The organism is Faecalibacterium sp. BCRC 81149, assembly GCF_022750605.1.
GTDB classification, from domain to species: Bacteria; Bacillota; Clostridia; order Oscillospirales; family Ruminococcaceae; genus Faecalibacterium; species Faecalibacterium duncaniae.
This window is the reverse complement of record NZ_QXJA01000005.1, coordinates 113,005-128,802: the sequence shown is the minus strand read 5'-3', so window position 1 is coordinate 128,802 and position 15,798 is coordinate 113,005. Positions and strand designations below refer to the sequence as shown.

General features: G+C 61.3%; 15 protein-coding genes. 6 read left to right on the top strand and 9 right to left on the bottom strand.

The genetic code is table 11. The annotated features are described in order from the left end of the window. The first annotated feature begins 77 nt into the window (after positions 1–77). Positions 78–2,030 (top strand): glycerophosphodiester phosphodiesterase family protein, encoded by a 1,953-nt coding sequence (locus tag D3F01_RS07810; RefSeq protein WP_242887639.1) that lies wholly within the window; start codon positions 78–80, stop codon positions 2,028–2,030. A 113-nt stretch (positions 2,031–2,143) separates the two neighbouring features. Here the strand turns inward: D3F01_RS07810 and D3F01_RS07805 are convergent, their stop codons facing one another. From D3F01_RS07805 to D3F01_RS07790, 4 genes are all read right to left on the bottom strand, one after another. Continuing rightward, positions 2,144–2,974 (bottom strand): energy-coupling factor transporter transmembrane component T, encoded by an 831-nt coding sequence (locus D3F01_RS07805; protein WP_005931939.1) that lies wholly within the window; start codon positions 2,972–2,974, stop codon positions 2,144–2,146. Then, the gene (locus D3F01_RS07800) at positions 2,964–4,685 is read right to left on the bottom strand and encodes an ABC transporter ATP-binding protein (RefSeq protein ID WP_242887637.1); all 1,722 of its coding nucleotides are present in this window, start codon (positions 4,683–4,685) and stop codon (positions 2,964–2,966) included. The genes D3F01_RS07805 and D3F01_RS07800 overlap by 11 nt, the downstream gene beginning before the upstream one ends. Before the next feature lie 85 nt (positions 4,686–4,770). Next, the gene (locus tag D3F01_RS07795) at positions 4,771–5,325 is read right to left on the bottom strand and encodes an ECF-type riboflavin transporter substrate-binding protein (RefSeq protein WP_117533212.1); all 555 of its coding nucleotides are present in this window, start codon (positions 5,323–5,325) and stop codon (positions 4,771–4,773) included. Positions 5,326–5,552: 227 nt separating this feature from the next. After that, on the bottom strand, positions 5,553–5,795 hold the full coding sequence (locus D3F01_RS07790) for a hypothetical protein (RefSeq protein WP_156070594.1): 243 nt from the start codon (positions 5,793–5,795) through the stop codon (positions 5,553–5,555). A gap of 465 nt (positions 5,796–6,260) precedes the next feature. Between D3F01_RS07790 and D3F01_RS07785 the strand changes: the two genes are divergently transcribed. The 3 genes from D3F01_RS07785 to D3F01_RS07775 all read left to right on the top strand — a co-directional run bounded on the left by D3F01_RS07785 (position 6,261) and on the right by D3F01_RS07775 (position 9,881). Next, positions 6,261–7,181: a MoxR family ATPase gene (locus D3F01_RS07785; protein ID WP_097770548.1), complete on the top strand. Its 921-nt coding sequence runs from the start codon at positions 6,261–6,263 to the stop codon at positions 7,179–7,181. Next, the gene (locus D3F01_RS07780; protein ID WP_097770549.1) at positions 7,181–8,935 is read left to right on the top strand and encodes a hypothetical protein; all 1,755 of its coding nucleotides are present in this window, start codon (positions 7,181–7,183) and stop codon (positions 8,933–8,935) included. The genes D3F01_RS07785 and D3F01_RS07780 overlap by 1 nt, the downstream gene beginning before the upstream one ends. A 208-nt stretch (positions 8,936–9,143) precedes the next feature. After that, positions 9,144–9,881 (top strand): hypothetical protein, encoded by a 738-nt coding sequence (locus D3F01_RS07775; RefSeq protein ID WP_227613156.1) that lies wholly within the window; start codon positions 9,144–9,146, stop codon positions 9,879–9,881. 50 nt (positions 9,882–9,931) lie between these two features. Here D3F01_RS07775 and D3F01_RS07770 read toward each other — a convergent pair whose 3' ends face one another. From D3F01_RS07770 to D3F01_RS07760, 3 genes are read right to left on the bottom strand one after another with little or no spacing between them, the layout of a single operon-like run. Then, positions 9,932–10,777: a bifunctional 5,10-methylenetetrahydrofolate dehydrogenase/5,10-methenyltetrahydrofolate cyclohydrolase gene (locus tag D3F01_RS07770; RefSeq protein WP_117504874.1), complete on the bottom strand. Its 846-nt coding sequence runs from the start codon at positions 10,775–10,777 to the stop codon at positions 9,932–9,934. A gap of 12 nt (positions 10,778–10,789) precedes the next feature. Beyond that, positions 10,790–11,404, bottom strand: coding sequence for a cyclodeaminase/cyclohydrolase family protein (locus D3F01_RS07765; RefSeq protein WP_242887691.1), 615 nt, complete (start codon positions 11,402–11,404; stop codon positions 10,790–10,792). Continuing rightward, on the bottom strand, positions 11,388–11,975 hold the full coding sequence (locus tag D3F01_RS07760; RefSeq protein WP_242887634.1) for a 5-formyltetrahydrofolate cyclo-ligase: 588 nt from the start codon (positions 11,973–11,975) through the stop codon (positions 11,388–11,390). Before D3F01_RS07760 ends, D3F01_RS07765 begins: the two co-directional genes overlap by 17 nt. 133 nt (positions 11,976–12,108) lie before the next feature. On the opposite strand from D3F01_RS07760, the gene D3F01_RS07755 reads away from it, so the two are divergent. Both D3F01_RS07755 and D3F01_RS07750 read left to right on the top strand, forming a co-directional pair. Then, positions 12,109–12,705 (top strand): histidine phosphatase family protein, encoded by a 597-nt coding sequence (locus D3F01_RS07755; protein WP_242887633.1) that lies wholly within the window; start codon positions 12,109–12,111, stop codon positions 12,703–12,705. Continuing rightward, positions 12,702–13,217, top strand: coding sequence for a cob(I)yrinic acid a,c-diamide adenosyltransferase (locus D3F01_RS07750; RefSeq protein WP_097773716.1), 516 nt, complete (start codon positions 12,702–12,704; stop codon positions 13,215–13,217). Before D3F01_RS07755 ends, D3F01_RS07750 begins: the two co-directional genes overlap by 4 nt. A 50-nt stretch (positions 13,218–13,267) precedes the next feature. Here the strand turns inward: D3F01_RS07750 and D3F01_RS07745 are convergent, their stop codons facing one another. Next, positions 13,268–14,596: an MATE family efflux transporter gene (locus D3F01_RS07745; protein ID WP_242887631.1), complete on the bottom strand. Its 1,329-nt coding sequence runs from the start codon at positions 14,594–14,596 to the stop codon at positions 13,268–13,270. A 225-nt stretch (positions 14,597–14,821) separates the two neighbouring features. Next, entirely contained in the window at positions 14,822–15,766 is a 945-nt protein-coding gene (locus tag D3F01_RS07740; RefSeq protein ID WP_005931988.1) for a phospho-N-acetylmuramoyl-pentapeptide-transferase, read from the bottom strand. Positions 15,767–15,798 lie beyond the last annotated feature (32 nt).

Below are 15,798 nucleotides of genomic sequence, written 5' to 3'. Positions count from 1 at the left end.
TTTCCATTTTTCCCGGCTTTGTGATATACTACTGTAAAATGACAGAACCATATCCCAGTACCGAGGTGGAATCCAAATTGAAGCATCTCTTCCGCTCCCTCACGCGGGCACACCGGGCCTACAAGGACACCCGGAACCATGCCCTGACCCTGCTGCACCGGGCCTCCGCTGCCGTTCTGACAGCCGTGCTGGTGTACAAAGCCCTGACCTATCTTTTGTTTCTGCCCGCCATGAATGGCATCTGGTCGCTGACACTGCGCTGTTCGCCGGTGAACTACCTGACCAACAACAACGCGCATCAGATCTTTACTTCACCGACCATTTTAGGCGGGATCGTGCTCATCGTCCTTCTGGCGGCGTTCTGGAACCTGTACGGCTTTTCCATCCTCCTGCACGGGTTTGCGCTGGCCCGCCGGGGTGAAACACTGCGTCCTGTTTCCCTGTTCGTCCGGTCGCTGGGGGATATCCGCCATATCCTGCTCCCCAAAAACTGGCCCACCCTGCTTTACTGCGCCCTGCTCATCCCCTTTACCGATGTATTCGTGACCTACAACTATATCTCTCAGCTGGCCGTGCCGGAGTACATCCTTGGGCTTGTCCGGGCAAAGCCGCTCTATCTGGTGCTTTTTCTTCTCATTCTGGGTGCGGCGTTCCTGTTCACCCTGTTCTGGGTCCTGGTGCTCCCCCTCTTTACGCTGGAACGCAAAAGCCTGTGGGATGCCGTTCAGGAGAGCGCTGCCCATGTCAAAGCACAGCTGCCCCGGCTGGCCGGTGTGCTGCTGCGGTGGGATCTCAGTGCGCTGATCCGGTCTGTTCTGGTCTTTTTCGGAGCCTCCCTGCTGGTTTACAGTGTGGCGGCGCTGATCGGACTGCGGAGCACCCGCGCCATGCTGCTGCTCACCCGTGCGCTGTATCTGTTGGAGATCCCCTTCTTCGGCTTTTTGCTGGACTGCAAGGTCACCACGGCCCAGTGCACCATCATCGCATTCCTCTACGATCGCTGCCGTGACTGCCCGCCGGAAGCGCTGCCGGAGGGCAAACCGCACCGCTTTGGCGGCTGGCCCCTGCTCACCGCTGCGGTGGCCGGGGTCACGCTGGTCACCGGGCTGATGGCAGTCTACCTCTACGCTCTGCCCCAGGACGATGCCCTGCTCACCGCCGTGGGCGGCGTGACCCCACTGGTCACCTTCCACCGGGGCGACTGCACCGTGGCCCCGGAAAACACCCTTCCCGCCTTCCGGTCGGCCATCCTCAAGGGCGGCGACCGCATCGAGCTGGATGTGCAGATGACCAGCGACGGCGTGGTCGTGGTGACCCACGATTCCAACCTGAAACGCTGCACCGGCAAAAACGCAAAAGTCTATGATCTGACCTACGCCGAGGTGGCACAGCTGGACGCAGGCCGCTGGTTCAGCAGCCGCTTTGCCGACACCCGGATCCCCTCCCTGGAACAGGTGCTGCAGCTCTGCCGGGGCCGCATCGGCCTGAATGTGGAGATCAAGCCCAGCGCCGCCACCCCTGCTCTGGAGGCTGAGACCGTGCGCCTGCTGCGGGAATACGGCTTCGACAGCTCCAACTGCGTCATCACCTCCCAGAGCTACGAGACCCTGCACAAGGTCAAAGCGCTGGCCCCTGAGTACCCCACCGGCTACATTCTGGCTCTGGGCGTAGGCAACTACTACGACCTGCCCGATGCCGACTTTTTCAGCGTGGAGACCACCTTTATCACCTCCGGCATGGTCAACGCCGTCCATCTGCGGGGCAAGACCGTCTCTGCCTGGACCATCGACCGCGAAAAGGTCGCCACCCACATGCTGGAGCTGGGCGTGGATGACCTCATCACCGACAAGCCCGACATGGTGCAGGACCTGCTGGCCCGGAATCAGCAGGTGGACGACAGCCTGATCGACTTCCGTGACCTGCTCAACGCCCTGCTCCACCCGGAGCAGCCTGCCGACTCCTCCGATGACGCGGAGGAGACCATCACCGATGCCGTGGAAGACCCGGAGGAGTTCGTGGACGCGGCGTGACACAGCCCCCTCTTTCTTGCGGCATCATTGAACCAACGGTCTGTAAAAGCCGCAGAATGCAGAACATCCCCGCACTTCCTGTTTTGACAGGCCGTGCGGGGATGTTTTTTGGTTCAGAGGAACGGGTTATAGAATCTTCCAAAGCGGATGGTCACGGTCAGGCTGATGAGCAGCAGGGCCGCGCCCACGCCCAGGGCAATGAAGTCCCGCCGGGCAAAGGGGCGCTGGGTATACCAGGTGCGCTTGCTGTTCTTGCCGAAGCCGCGCAGCTCCATCGCGTTGGAAATGGTGTCGATGCGGTTCAGACTGGTCAGAATGAGCGGCAGCAGGATGTTGACAGAGTTCTTCATCCGCTTGAAGAAGGGCTCCTTTTTGCCCAGCTCCACGCCGCGGGCCTGCTGGGCCTGGCTGATGCTGTGGTAGTCGCGCTGGATATCGGGGATGTAGCGCAGGGCAATGGCCACCGAATAGCCGACCTTATACGAGATGCCGATGCTGTTCAGGCTGGCAGCAAACTCGCTGGGGTCGGTGGCAGAGATAAAGAGGATGGCCACCGGCAGGGCCACAAAATATTTCAGGCTGATGTTGACCATGTAGAACAGCTGTTCCGCTGTCAGGTCATACCGCCAGAACAGGTGGCAGAGCACCGTGCGGGTGCCGTACAGGGTGGTACCCTGATTGGGATCGAACAGGAAGATGAACAGGTTGTTCAGCAGCAGGAACACCAGCATGAAGGTCATCATAAACCGGACTTCCCGGAATTTGATCCGGCTCAGCCTGAAGGCCAGCAGGCTGACCACCAACAGGCCCAGCAGCACCCAGGTGTTGTAGGTGATCATGCTGGCAAAGGTGAACAGCAGGAAGAACGCCAGCTTGGTGGTTCCGGTCATCTTATGGATGACGCTCTCCCGGGGGAGATAATTCAAAACAGTCTTAGCGGCCACCCTCTCTCACCTCCCGGTCCTGCTCAATAAATCTCTCTACAAATTCCTGCGCGGGCGCAATGCCGCAGCGGTTGGCCAGCGTGTACAGGCTGGTCTCCTTCAGGGCAGCCTGCTCCACCAGCGCGGGGTCACACAGAACAGCGGCCGCGGTGCGGTCGGCAATGAGCCGTCCGTCGCAGAACACCAGCGCGCGGCGGGTGTATTCCAGCATCAGGTGCATATCATGGGTGATCATCACCACCGTCACGCCCCGGGCGTTCAGGCCCCGCAGGAACTCCATGATGTCGGTATAGTGCCGGAAATCCTGCCCGGCGGTGGGCTCATCCAGAAGGATGAGCTCCGGGTCAAGCACCAGCACGCTGGCAATGGTCACCCGCTTTTTCTGGCCGAAGCTCAGTGCCGAGATTGGCCAGTTCCGGAAAGAATACAGGCCGCAGACCCTGAGGGTCGCCTCCACCTTTTCCCGGATCTGTTCCTCGGTCAGGCCGGAGCGCTGCAGACCCAGAGCCACCTCCTCGTAGATCATGGTCTTGGAGATCATCTGGTTGGGGTTCTGCATCACATAGCCGATGTGCTGGGCGCGGCGGCGGATGTTCTCCTCAGCCAGCGATTTGCCGTTCAGGAAGATCTCGCCCGCATCCGGGGTCTCGAAGCCGCAGATGAGCTTGGAGAGGGTGGATTTGCCCGCGCCGTTCCGGCCCACGATGCTCACCATCTCCCCCTTGCCGATCGAGAAGCTGACATCCCGCAGGGTCTGCTGGCCCTTCTGATAACCAAAGCTCAGGCCCTTTACCTCCAGCAGCGGCTCCCGTTCCGGCTGCGCGGCGGGCCGGGGCCGGGCCGTGAACCAGTCCCGGAGCTTTTGGGTGTCGGTATCGTCCAGCACAAGACTGTCCACATGGGCGGGGTGCTTGTCCGGAGTGATATCCACCCCGGCATAGCGCAGAGCCGTGACATACAGCGGCTCCCGGATGCCGTTTTCCGCCAGCAGGCTGCCCGAGAGCAGCTCGTCCGGGCGCAGGTCTGCCAGAATGGTGCCGCCGTTCACCAGCACGATGCGGTCCACGTTCCGCCAGAGCACATCTTCCAGTCGGTGCTCAATGATGAGCACTGTGGTGTCAGTCTTTTTCTGGATCTCGTCGATCAATTCAATGGCCTGCTTGCCGGTAGCGGGGTCGAGGTTGGCCAGCGGCTCATCGAAGAGCAGGATCCTGACCTGATCCACCATCACGCCCGCCAGGCTCACCCGCTGCTTCTGCCCGCCCGAAAGCTCGTGCGGTGCATAGCCGAGATGGTTCTCGATGCCCACCAGCTCGGCGGCATGGCGGGTGATGGCGTGCATCTCATCCTGCGGGGTGCAGCTGTTTTCCAGTGCAAAGGCAATGTCCTCGCCCACGGTCAGCCCGATGAACTGGCCGTCCGGGTCCTGCAGCACCGTGCCCACATGGGCCGAAAGCTCAAAGAGGCTGCTGTGGGGCGCATCCACACCGTCTACGGTCAGGGTGCCGGTGCACGCGCCGGGGTTGGAAAACGGGTTCAGGCCGTTGATGCACCCCGCCAGCGTACTCTTGCCGCTGCCGGAGGGGCCCGCAATGAGCACCCGTTCACCCGGGTAGATCTCCAGATCGATATCGGTCAGGGTGGGGCGCTTCTGGGCCCGGTACTGGAAGGAAAAGTTGCGGAATGAGATGATGGGTTTACGTTCTGCCATGGGTATGGTACCTCAGCTGTTCATCAAAAAAGCCTTTCCAACGGGCCGGACGGCGCAGATGGAAAGGCCGGGTTTCATGCGGGGATCACTCCTGATCCAGAGAGCCCTTCTTGGCGATGGTTCTGGTGTAAGCCAGCACCAGCAGGCCGCCCACCACCACAGCGGTGATACTGTTGGACACTGCGGCAAATGCACCCTGTGCAAACACCTTCTTGACGGGCTCGGCGTAGATGGCAATATCCAGCACGGGGGCCACCAGGACCCAGGCCAGCAGATGGGCCACGATATTGGCCAGCGCAAACAAAGCTGCCTGCTTCTTGCTGAACTCGCCTTCCTGCAGGTTCAGCTTCTTGGAGAACAGGCCCACCACAACGCCCACAAAGGCGGAGGCGATGACCCAGCTCCACCAGGGGCTGCCGCCCCAGGACAGGTCGATGAGGGTGTGGCCGATGAAGCCGATCAGGCCGCCGGCCACGGGGCCGTACATGGCAGCCAGCAGGGCCAGAACGGCGTACTGCAGGCTGATGTTGGTGTTGGGCACCGGGCTGGGAATGGCCACAAAACGTCCCAGAACAAAGAACAATGCCGCGCCGATACCGACAGCGACAACGGTCTTGATGCTGCTGTTGTTATTTTTCATATTCTCTCTCCTCTTTTATTCCGCGGATGCGGGGTTTCTTGCAAGGCATCGTTAGTATACGACACCCTCTTGAACCTTGTCAATGGACAATCCGCCCGCTTTGCAGAAAAAAGGCTGCTTTCCTGCATTTGGGGGCGAATGCCTTCCCGCCCTGTGCAGCAAAAAAGAGCACCCGCGCCTGCCGGAGCGGATGCCCTGTGAATGCTGATTCGGTTTTGGCCCAAACCTTAGTTCTTAGCGGTCAGGCTGAAGGTGCTCAGGGTCTGGAAGGTGGTCACGATAACATTGATATTGTTGACGATGGAGCTGCCTGCGGAGAACACGCGGGCGATGTAGTTGAACAGCTTGCCAACGTTCAGGAACACGTCCCAAGCGGTAGCCTCGGTGGCTGCACCACCCTGCAGGTACACCATTTCGTTCTCATCGATCGCAGCAAAGTTAGCGGGCATTTTGATCTCATTGTTCATCATAACGGGGATTCCTCTCTTTCAAATCAATCTATACTTACCGTCTGCACCAAACCAAGTGCGCGGCACCAGAACCAGACCGTGGTTCCTCCGACAGGAACGGGCAGGGGCACGAGTTCCGCATTCCCTCCGGAATTGTTCCCATATATAGGTTATACGATAAATATTCGGATTTGTCAATCGAATTTCCGGAATTTTTACCATTCTGAGCCAAAAGTGGATACCCACAACGCGGAACACCTGCCATTTCGACAGCTTTCCACAAAATATCCGCTGCCGCACGATCCCCGGGCACGAAAAACTCCTTCGTCTGCACGGCAGCACACAGATCCGTTCCACCCTGCGGCATTTCCCGGGCAAAAATCTGGCAAAAAATGCCCCCGCGCCCCCTACACAAACCGGAGCGGTTGTGCTATGATAAGGCTGAAAAATCGGTTTGGCAAAGCCAACCGCAAGGAGATGTCTTGGATGTCTGATCTGATGGAAACATTACGGCAGGAGGGCATCAGCCCCGACCTGCTGCGCGCTGTGGAAGAATACCGCGCCGCCCACGCTCTGCCCGAGGCCCTGCGCCCCCGCATCCCGGCTTCCGGCTTTACCTATTATGGCCGGGAGGTCTGGGAGCAGGCACTGGCGGCCCTGCTCTGCGGCGAAAACCTGCTGCTGGCCGGCGGCAAGGCCACCGGCAAAAATGTGCTGGCCGAGAATCTTGCCGCCGCCTTTGGCCGCCCCGCATGGGACATCTCATTCCATGTGAACATGGATGCAGCCTCCCTCATCGGCATGGACACCTTTGTGGATGGGGCGGTCACCTTCCGGCCCGGGCCGGTCTACCGCTGTGCCCAGTGCGGCGGCTTCGGCGTGCTAGACGAGATCAACATGGCCAAAAACGAGGCCCTGGCCGTCCTCCACGCCGTGCTGGACTTCCGCCGCGCCATTGATGTGCCCGGCTACGAACGCATCCCGCTGGCCGAAGAGACCCGCTTCATCGCCACCATGAACTATGGCTACGCGGGCACCCGGGAGCTGAACGAGGCCCTGACTTCCCGCTTTGCAGTCATCCAGATGCCCACCATCACGGAGGAAAACCTTGAAAAGCTGCTGCGGGCCCAGTTTGCCGACCTGACGGACAAATATGTGCACCAGTTTGCTCTGCTCTTCCTCGACCTGCAAAAGAAATGCGACAGCGCCGAAATTTCCACCAAAGCGCTGGATCTGCGCGGAATGCTGGACGCTCTGCGCCTGATGCGCCGGGGCGTGGCTGCGGGGCCTGCGCTGGACATGGGCATCACCAACAAGGCCTTTGATTCCTACGAGCAGGGGCTGATCCGGGACGTGATCGCCGCCCGCATCCCGGCCAGCCTGACGGCTGAAAAGCTGTTCCGCTGATGGATGCCCGGAGTTATACCGCCGAGGAGCGGCGGGCCGCCAATCAGGTGTGGGCGGCGGCGGGAGCCTACGGCTTTGAGCCGCTTTTCCTGGCCCGCAACACCGACGGCACGATCGATTTTTATATGAACTGTGTCGTGGGGCTGGTGCACAAATACTATGGCGACGACCTGCTCCGCGACCTTTTTGCCACATGGGACGGCGATCTCCGGGAGAGCCAGCTGGACGATCTGACATGGCTCTACCTCGAAAGCGCGGTCTATCTGCTGGAGCTGCCCCGCCGCCCGGTCCTTTCCGAGCTGCGCCGGGCCCACGCGGACTATTTTTTCGGCATCCAGTACAAGCTTTCGCGGCAGGAGTGGATGGCAAAAAATCAACTGGTCTACACCATGCAGGCTGACCGCTGGCGCACCGTACAGGGCAGGCATCCCCCTGTGATGACCCCCTACGAGAGCCGACTGGCAGAGGCACTTTCTCCCTCCCAACCGCCCCAGCCCGGCCAGCTCAAGGGTGAGCTGCTGGGCCTGTTTGCAAGGTTTGCCCTGTTTGACGGCAGGATCCGGCACAAAGTGGGGCTTCATCTGCATCTGGAGGGGCTGCTGGCCTCTCTTGCCACCAAAACGCTGCCCACCCAGATGATCAAGACCGACCGTCTGACCGTGGAGCACTCCGGTTCCGTGGAGGCGGGCGGCTCCGGCCCCACGGCAGACAAGCGGCTGGCCCACATCACCCTGCGGCAGAATGCCGCCGAGGACCGCGCCTACATTGAAAGCTGCTTTGGCCGTTCCCTCTATCCGCCCGAGCGTCTGCGCAAGGCCGAGCAGGCGCTCTGCACCGGGGCGCACCTCGGGTGCCGTCTCTGGTTTGCCTCCGGCGTGCCCAGCCCGGAACAGGCCCCCACACCGGAGGCAAAGCACCTGGCCGAGCAGGCTCAGCTGCAGGCCGACCGCAACCGCGCCTACTACGCCAAAAACCGGGCGCTTCACCGCAGCGTGGTGCTCCGGCTCACCGAGCAGATCCGCAACTGCATTCTGGTCCACCAGCAGCCCAATGCCCGGATCGCCCGCAGCGGCGCTCTGGACCCGGAGCGGGTCTGGCGTGCTCCCCTTCTGAACGACAGCCGGGTGTTCCGCTGTGCCGAGGAGGAGAATCAGCCCTCCTTCACCGTGGACCTGCTGCTGGACGCGTCGGCTTCCCGGCTCCACTGTCAGGAGGTCATTGCGGCGCAGGGCACGATCCTGGCCCAGAGCCTTGCCGCCTGCGGCATCCCGGTGCGGGTCAGCAGCTTCTGCAGCCTGCGGGGCTATACGGTTCTGCGGGTGCTCAAGGGCTTTGCGGACAAAAGCCTGCAGGGGATCGACCAGTATTTTGCATCGGGCTGGAACCGTGACGGCCTTGCCCTGCGGGCGGCAGGCGATCTGGTCAGCTTTGACCCCGGTCCCGCGCCCCGGCATCTGCTCATCCTGCTGACGGATGCTTCCCCCAACGACAGCCGCCGTGTGCCGCCCAGCCCGGAACAACCGCTGGGTTGTGATTACGGCGGCTCCTACGGCGTGGACGATGCCGCCGCTGAGGTGCGCGACCTGCAGCGCAGGGGTCTGCGTGTCTCTGCCGTGTTCATGGGCGAGGACAGCTCCAGCCACGATGCAGAACGCATCTACGGCAAAAATCTCGCCCGCATCCGGGGCATGGATCAGCTGGCACGCGCCGCTGGGCGGCTCATCCAGAATGAGATCCGGGAGCTGGGCGATTGAATCCTGCCACCACAAAAGGCTTCTCCAACGGGAGAAGCCTTTTCCATTTACAACCAATCCGTTTGTCAGCATCCCCGAATTTCCAAAATATTTTGGTTTTTGTCAAACTTATAGTTGTATTTTGTTGTCGTATATGTTATAATGCAGGCAGAGAACAACCGATGGATGGTTTCCGACACATCATCCAAAACCAGAGAGGAGACCCGCTATGGATGCCAGCCGCTATTTTGAAGAGATGCACCGTGCCATGTCCGCACAAAAAAACAATTCTTCCCTGCTCCTGACCGTCAAGGTACAGGACCTGGGCGGCGCTGATGCCTATCTGGAGCTGCGGCAGTCTCCCAATGGCCGCGCCCGGGTGTTTTACTCCACCATGGGCCGCCGCAACCTGAACTTCCAGCTGTTCCGCAAGGGCTGGCAGCTCTGCCACAACGCATCCGGCGAGATGACAGGGCAATTCCCCACCCGGGCCGAAAACCTGCTGGACAGCGCGGACTTTTCCGCCTGCATCCGGGACGATGCCCTGGATGCAGGCCGTACTGAGATCATTCTGCGGGAGCTGCGCCGCGCGGCAGGCACCTCCTGCTCCTGCCTGCCTCAGTCTGCCCGGGAAGGTGCCATGATCACCGTGGAGAGCTTTGTGGGCCGGGGCGGCGAGTGGAACTACTGGTCCACCCGTGCCGCCGACTGCCTGCCCATTGCGGCCATTCTCTGCTGGCTGGGCGATTTTCTGGCCGGAACGGAGCGCCGCACCCTGCAATCCAGCCCTGAAGCCATGGCACTGGCCGCCCGTTGGCAGGCCGAACTCGTCTCCCCCTTTGCACAACCGGCTGACTGCGTCCAGCGTCCTGCCCGCACGGTTTCGCCTTCCGCGCCCCGCCGTGCCGCGCAGCAGGTGCAGAACCCCCGCTGGCAGAGCATCCTTGCCGTGCTTGCAACCGTATAAAAACAACAGGCGGTGCCGGAAACTTCCGGCACCGCCTGTTGTTTTCTGTTTTACTGTGCGGATGCGGCATCCACCACATGGCCCACCAGCACAGAGGTGGTCACTGTGCCCACACCGCCGGGCACCGGGGTGACAGCCTCCACGATGGGTTCTGCCTCATCAAAGCGGACATCGCCGCAGAGCTTGCCCTCTTCGTTGACATGGATGCCCACATCCACCACGACCTGACCTTCCCGCAGGCAATCGGCCCCGATGGCTCCCCGCCTTCCCATGGCGACCACCAGCACATCGGCCTCCCGGCAGAGGGCGGGCAGGTCCCGGGTGCGGGAATTGCAGAGGGTCACGGTGGCGTTTTCCCGGTCCAGCATCATGGCAGCGGGCTTGCCCACCACCAGGCTGCGGCCCACGACCACGGCCCGTTTGCCGGACAGCGGCACATTGTAGTATTTCAGGATCTCAAGGCAGGCCTGCGCCGTGCAGGGCGGATAACCGATGGGCATGTTGGTAAACACACCGGCCATCGAGCCGTCCGTGATGCCGTCCACGTCCTTTTCCGGGGCAAGCGCCTCCTGGACCCTGCGGTCATCGAACCGCTTTGGCAGGGGCCGGAAGATCAGGCACCCGTGAACCGATGCATCCCCATTGATCTGCCGGATCACATCCAGCAGTTCCTCCTGCGTAACATCTTCCGCCAGATGGAACTGCCGCACCTCCACGCCAACCTTACCGCACCGGGTGACGATCCCTTTTTCATAAGAAATGTCATCCTCCCGCGCGCCGACCCGTACCACAGCCAGTGTGGGCACGATACCCTTTTCCTTCAGCGCAGCACAGCGCGCGGCGTTTGCTTCGTTCATGGCGGCCACCACGGGCGCACCCTTCAAGATCTGAGCCATTTTCTTCTCCCCTCACTCATTTGATACAGTCTGATAGACCCTGTCAGCCTGCGGCACAAACTCGGCCAGCAGCTGTTCCGCTCTGGCCTCCAGCGCATCCGCATGGGCTTTGTCTGCCATCAGGCGGGTGTTGACCTTCACGTTCAGCCCCGCCGCCTGCATGGCTGCCTTGCAGAACAGCGCCGCGCATCCGGCATCAGAACGGGCCAGCACGCTGCCCTTTTCGGCGTACTCTGCGGCCAGTGCGATGCCCTCACCGCAGGCAGTCATCACCTCCAGCGGCACGGCGCAGGCTCTGTCCAGTGCCTTTTCCAGCACCGCGGCCTTGTGGGCCTGCTGTTCCGGGGTCTCTTTCGGCAGCTTGTAGGCCGCCGCAACAGGCAGAAAGGCCTCCGCGTCGGCCTGTACCAGCGCTTCCAGCCGCTTGCGCAGGGCCTCGGCCCGGACATTCAGGACAGCGATGTCCGCTTCCACGGCAGCATATTTCTTTTTGCCCACGGTCAGGCTGCCCACCATGCTGCCCAGCGCCACACCGGCCGCGCCCACCAGCGCCGAAGCGCCGCCGCCGCCCGGAGCCGCCGCCTTGCTGGCCAGTTCCTCCAGAAAACCTTCACAGCTCAAATTCATCAGTTCCACGATATACTTTCCTCTCTGTTACAAATCCATCCAGCCGCCGGTCCTGTTCATCTGCAGCCGCTTCCGGCACCCGCTGGGCCTCAAAGGCCACGCCCAGCGCCACGGCGTTCCGGCACCTGGGCAGATAGCGGTCATAGTAGCCCTTGCCCATGCCCACCCGGCGGCAGGCCGCATCAAAGGCAGTGCAGGGCACCAGCACCAGATCAAGCGCCTCCGGCCGGATGAGCGCCGCCCGTTCCAGAACCGGTGTGCGGATGCCGTAAGCCCCCACCTCCCAGCCGTCCGGCCCCGGTACGGCGGCGGTCAGGGTAAAGTTTTCCCCACAGACCGGATAGGCCACCGTTTTGCCCAGCCGGGCCGCCTGCTCTGCCAGCACAGCAAGATCCACCTCCCCGCCAAAAGCGGCGTAGAGCAGCAGATTCTCTGCCTTTTGGAAGCAGGGCATGGCCAGAAGGCGGGCACAGATGGCTGCATTGGCCGCCGCTCTTTCTGCCTGCGGCAGACCCCTGCGGGCCATGATGCCCGCCCGGCGCTGCGCTGCTTTCCGGTCCCGGATCTCCATTGACACTTCTCTCCCCTGAAATTTCATACCCACTCAATATATCTGAAATGCGGAAGAATTGCAAGAGCATGGCTGGAAAATAACTGCAAAATAGGCTATAATGGTGCAGAACAAACCAAAAAGGAGAACGATTATGCTCATTTATCTGCTGCGTCACGGCCAGACGGAGTACAACGCGCAAAAACGATATCAGGGCCAGCGGGACATCCCCCTTTCCGCCGCAGGCATCGCCCAGCTGCGGCAGGCAGATTTTGCACCGGAGGTGGTCTATGTCACCCCGCTGCAGCGCACCGCCCAGACGGCGCGGGTGCTCTTTCCCGGGGCAAAGCTCATTCCGGTGGACGGGCTGAAGGAGATGAACTTCGGCCGGTTCGAGGGCCAGACCTTCATACAGGTGGAGCAGGACCCGGAATATCTGGCATGGGTGCAGGAAAACGAGCACGCTGCCCACCCGGACGGGGAGCGCAGGAGCGATTTCTGCAACAGGGTGTGCAAAACGCTGGCTGACCTCATTGACAAGGCCCTTGCCGAAGGGCAGGAGCGGCTGGTCATCGTGGCCCATGGCGGCATCCAGATGGCCGCACTGGAGCGGTTTGGCGTGCCCCGCCGCAGCTTTCACAACTGGTGCGGCCCCAACGCGGGCGGCTATGTGCTGGATGCCCGGGACTGGCCGGAACAGCACATCCTGCACCTGGTGGAGACCGTGCAGTACACCAAGGAGAACGGATGATGGAACAGGGCCTGCTGCATCTTTACTGGGGCGACGGCAAGGGGAAGACCACCGCCGCCATGGGCCTTGCCCTCCGCGCACTGGGCAGCGGCAAACGGGTTGTCATCGTGCAGTTCCTCAAGGGCGGGCAGAGCGGCGAGATCCCTCTTCTGGCCCAGCTGGGGGCAAAAATTTTCCGGGGCAAGGGCGGGCAGAAGTTCGTGTTCCAGATGAACGAAGCGGAAAAGGCCGCTGCCCGGGCCGTGCAGAACGAAAACCTGACCGCCGCACTGGCCGAGCCTGCCGACCTGCTCATTTTAGATGAAGCCGGTTCGGCCTGGGAGCTGGACATGGTGGACAAAGACCTGCTCCGGCGGGCCGTTCTGGAGCGTCCCGCCGCGCAGGAATGCGTGCTGACCGCCCACAAGGCCCCGCAGTGGATGCTGGATGCCGCCGACTACTCCACTGAGATGAAATGCCGCCGCCACCCCTACCAGAAGGGCATCAAGGCGCGCAAAGGCATCGAATACTAAAAATGCCCGGAGAACCGCAGCTTTCAGCGGCCCTCCGGGCGTTTTTGTGTTTACTGTTTTGCAATGATATCGCGGCTGGCCGCCAGCAGGCCAAGGGCCAGCGCAGCGCTCAGGATGTCGGCCACAGCCTGAGCCATCAGCACGCCCTGATACTGGAACAGATGTACGCAGACCACCAGTGCCAGCAGAAACACCACGCCCTGACGGCTGATGGAGAGCAGGAAGGACGGTATGATTTTACCAGTTGCCTGGAACAGCACCGTGAGCAGGAGTACCACGCCGCCAAAGGCTGCGGTGTAGACCTGCCAGCGGAGCATCTGCGCACCAGTGGCGATCATCCCGGCATCCTGCACGAAGAGCCGCATCAGCGCCCCGGAATTCAGGCAGAGGATGAGGGACAGCACCACGGCAATGGAGACGAGGAAGGTCAGACAGAAGCGGATGAGCTTGCGCATCACGTCCCGCTTTTTTGCGCCGTACAGGTAACCGAACAGTGGGATGCCGCCGAACGAGAAGCCAACCAGCACCAGCTGGGCGATCATGCTCACCTTGCTGGCAATGCCCATGGCGGCAATTTTGTCGTTGCCGTAGGGCAACAGGAACTGGTTCATCACAATGACAGTCAGGCTCTGCATCAGGTTGCTCAGCGCGGCAGTAACACCCACGCCCAAAATCTGCTGCAGCTCCCTGCCCGTGACGTGGCACTGGGATAGCTTGACAGACAGGCAGCGGCTCTTTTTGTGGAGCAGCCACAGGAAGTACAGGTCGCTGCACAGGTAGCCCACAATGGTGGCAATGGCCGCGCCCCTTGCGCCCCAGCCCACTGTGGTGATGAGGATGGGATCGAGGATGATGTTGATGACCGTGCCGCCGATGCTGCCGATCATGGACTGGGTGGCCATACCCTCGCAGCGGACGAGGTTGGAATGGATAAAGTTCAGCACCGTGGCCGGGGCACCAATGGCCAGCACGGTGTAATAGGCCTGTGCGTGCGGCATCGTCTCAGCAGTCGCACCCAGAATGCCCAGCAGCGGGACGCGGAACAGCATCATCAGGGCTGCCAACACCACGCCCGTGGTCAGGGCCACATAGAAGCAGAACGAGCTGACCCGGCCGGTGCCCTCACGGTCGTCCTGTCCCAGCAGGCGGGAAATGAGTGAGCTGCCGCCCTGGCCGTAGATGTTGCCAAAGGCCATGAGGGCTGTGAACACCGGCGCACAGAGTGAAACACCCGCAATCAGCGCCGTATCGTTGGACTGCGCAATGAAAAAGGTATCGGCAAGGTTATACACCACGCTCACCATCAGGCCGAACACCGAGGGCAGCGCCATCTTGAAATAGGTGCGGTACAGATGATCGAGATCAAAAATAGAATCCATTGGTTTTTCCTCCACTTTCGTCCCTATTATAAAGGTTTTGCTTGCATTTGTTTGTGACACATGGCACAATAAAACAAAAGAAATGAGGTGAACTCATGCAGGAAATTCGTGCCCCAGCCTGTCTGGAAACGCTGTACCGGAAGCTGGAACTTTCCTCCCGGACCAGAACAGCAAAACGCCCGCGCAGGAGCTTTCCTGTGCGGGCGCTGCATCTCTTTTTGTGCTTTACCGCACCAACAGCAGCAGCCAGGCGGATGCCACAGCCTGCAGGATGAGCCAGCGGGCCACGACCTGCTCATCGCTCCAGCCCAGACGCTTGCGCACATGGTCGTGCAGCGGGGTCAGGGTGTTCTTGAGGATGGAGATGTGCAAAAACCGCTTGAAGCTGATCTTCAGGATGCCCAGACTGCCGTCCACGATGAACACCAGCGCGGCCAGCAGGAAGGCGAAGGGATGGCTGCTCTTGAGGGCCAGAACGGCCAGGAAGAAGCCCATGGCGCGGCTGCCCGCGTCACCCATCAGCAGGGTGGAAGGCTTGGCGTTCTGCCACAGGTAGGCCAGCAAGGCACCAATGAACACGATGCCTGCGGTGGCGTAATCCCCCAGCTCTTCCCAGTAGGCCAGCAGGAAGGTGCCGATGCTGACCACGGCAAGGCTGGCGGAAAGGCCGTCCACGCCATCGGTGCAGTTGACCACATTGATGCTGGCCCAGATCAGGACGATGATGAGGATGAGGTAGACGGCATAGGGCAGGCTGAAGCTCCAGCTCAGGAAGTTGACCTCCGTGCCGTTGAAGTTCAGGTAGGTCACGCCCGCCACAACGGCGATGACCAGATCGATCAGGCCCTTTTTGTACTCGTTCCAGGCGGTCTCGGCGGCATCGTCAAAATAGCCGGAGAGCATGGACGCAATGAGCAGGACGGTGTAGATGACGTACTCTGCCTTAAAAGGCACCACGGCCAGCGTGACCAGTGCGATGCAGAGCACGAAGATGAGGCCGGAGCCCCGGGCCTTGCCCTTGGAGAGTTCGCCGTTCACGGCAAACGCGCGGCCATGGTCGTGGGGGAGCTTATCGTGGAACACCGAGTCCATCAGCGCGGTCAGCGCAAATGCAAGCAGAAAGCCCAGCGCATCCACGGTGCGCGGGTTGCCAGAAAGCAGTTGAAGCATAGTTTTTTTTCCTCTTTCCCGGAGCGGCAGAG

What these genes read in the sequence shown, in the direction of transcription:
- D3F01_RS07800 (WP_242887637.1), bottom strand. Translation starts at nt 4,685, where the DNA reads ATGGCAGAACGTAAACCCATCATCTCATTCCGCAACTTTTCCTTCCAG.
- D3F01_RS07795 (WP_117533212.1), bottom strand. Translation starts at nt 5,325, where the DNA reads ATGAAAAATAACAACAGCAGCATCAAGACCGTTGTCGCTGTCGGTATC.
- D3F01_RS07790 (WP_156070594.1), bottom strand. Translation starts at nt 5,795, where the DNA reads ATGATGAACAATGAGATCAAAATGCCCGCTAACTTTGCTGCGATCGAT.
- D3F01_RS07785 (WP_097770548.1), top strand. Translation starts at nt 6,261, where the DNA reads ATGTCTGATCTGATGGAAACATTACGGCAGGAGGGCATCAGCCCCGAC.
- D3F01_RS07780 (WP_097770549.1), top strand. Translation starts at nt 7,181, where the DNA reads ATGGATGCCCGGAGTTATACCGCCGAGGAGCGGCGGGCCGCCAATCAG.
- D3F01_RS07775 (WP_227613156.1), top strand. Translation starts at nt 9,144, where the DNA reads ATGGATGCCAGCCGCTATTTTGAAGAGATGCACCGTGCCATGTCCGCA.
- D3F01_RS07770 (WP_117504874.1), bottom strand. Translation starts at nt 10,777, where the DNA reads ATGGCTCAGATCTTGAAGGGTGCGCCCGTGGTGGCCGCCATGAACGAA.
- D3F01_RS07765 (WP_242887691.1), bottom strand. Translation starts at nt 11,404, where the DNA reads ATGAATTTGAGCTGTGAAGGTTTTCTGGAGGAACTGGCCAGCAAGGCG.
- D3F01_RS07760 (WP_242887634.1), bottom strand. Translation starts at nt 11,975, where the DNA reads ATGGAGATCCGGGACCGGAAAGCAGCGCAGCGCCGGGCGGGCATCATG.
- D3F01_RS07755 (WP_242887633.1), top strand. Translation starts at nt 12,109, where the DNA reads ATGCTCATTTATCTGCTGCGTCACGGCCAGACGGAGTACAACGCGCAA.
- D3F01_RS07750 (WP_097773716.1), top strand. Translation starts at nt 12,702, where the DNA reads ATGATGGAACAGGGCCTGCTGCATCTTTACTGGGGCGACGGCAAGGGG.
- D3F01_RS07745 (WP_242887631.1), bottom strand. Translation starts at nt 14,596, where the DNA reads ATGGATTCTATTTTTGATCTCGATCATCTGTACCGCACCTATTTCAAG.
- D3F01_RS07740 (WP_005931988.1), bottom strand. Translation starts at nt 15,766, where the DNA reads ATGCTTCAACTGCTTTCTGGCAACCCGCGCACCGTGGATGCGCTGGGC.